The organism is Streptomyces sp. NPDC127092 (assembly GCF_042722475.1).
Lineage (GTDB): Bacteria > Actinomycetota > Actinomycetes > Streptomycetales > Streptomycetaceae > Streptomyces.
On record NZ_JBHXFE010000120.1, the window covers coordinates 1,841 to 2,694 of the forward strand.

Genomic DNA, 854 nt, shown 5'->3' on the forward strand with positions numbered 1-854 from the left:
GGACGGCCGCGATGTCATCGGCGTCCCCGAACCCGCGTGCTCCCACGAGGCGCGGCAGTAAGGTCTCGACGTCGTGCTGGTTCGCCTCTGCCCGGCGGAGCTCGGCGGTCAATGCGCCGAATGCGGGTGAAGCGATCGCGTCTTCTGCGTCGTCGTCGCTGAGCCCCGACGAGCGTATGAGTGCGGCCCAGCGGTCGTGTTGTGCGGCAGCGGCCAGGGTCTCGTACTCGGCAGCGAGCTGCGCAATGGAGCCCCAGGTGTCCTGCTCGGCGGTGATCGTCTCGTGCGCCGACAGCTCGGCGCCGACGTGCTGCAGCACCCCGAACAACACCGACCGGGCGGACGCATCCTCGTTGTCGCCGGGGTGCGGGCCGTCGTGAGCGGGGTCGGGCTTATCGACGGCGACGTAGGCGATGTTCTCTTCGCGGCCACGGGTCATGGCGACGTAGAACGTCTCTCTGGTCATCGACGCATCCGCCAGGACGTGCGAGGAGTCGACCGTGATGCCCTGCGCCCGGTAGGAAGTGACGGCGTAGCCGAGGTCGAGATGTTCGGCCGCGTACTCGGCCGGGACCACGACCGATGCGCCCCACGTGCGCCCGGCGCGATGGAGGGTGAGGGCGCCGTCGTCGCGGACCTCGGTGACGGTCCATCTGTCGCCGTTGCGGACCCAGGACCGCCCGGCGCGAAGGCGGCGGTCGTTGCGGCGGGTGATGACGGTATCCCCGGCCGCGGCACGGGTGCCGTCGTGCAGCTCGACCTCGCGGCGGGCGTTGACGGTGCCGTCGAGGATCAGATCGGCCCGCGCCCTGTTGTTGAGCGCTTGGACGGACTCGTTGGAGTCGGTCACGAGG

Annotated in this window: 1 pseudogene; it reads right to left on the reverse strand. The window is 70.3% G+C overall.

Features of this window, described 5'->3' with window-relative positions:
* Positions 1–854: pseudogene (locus ACFWJO_RS37720) on the reverse strand (conjugal transfer protein); the annotation flags it as partial.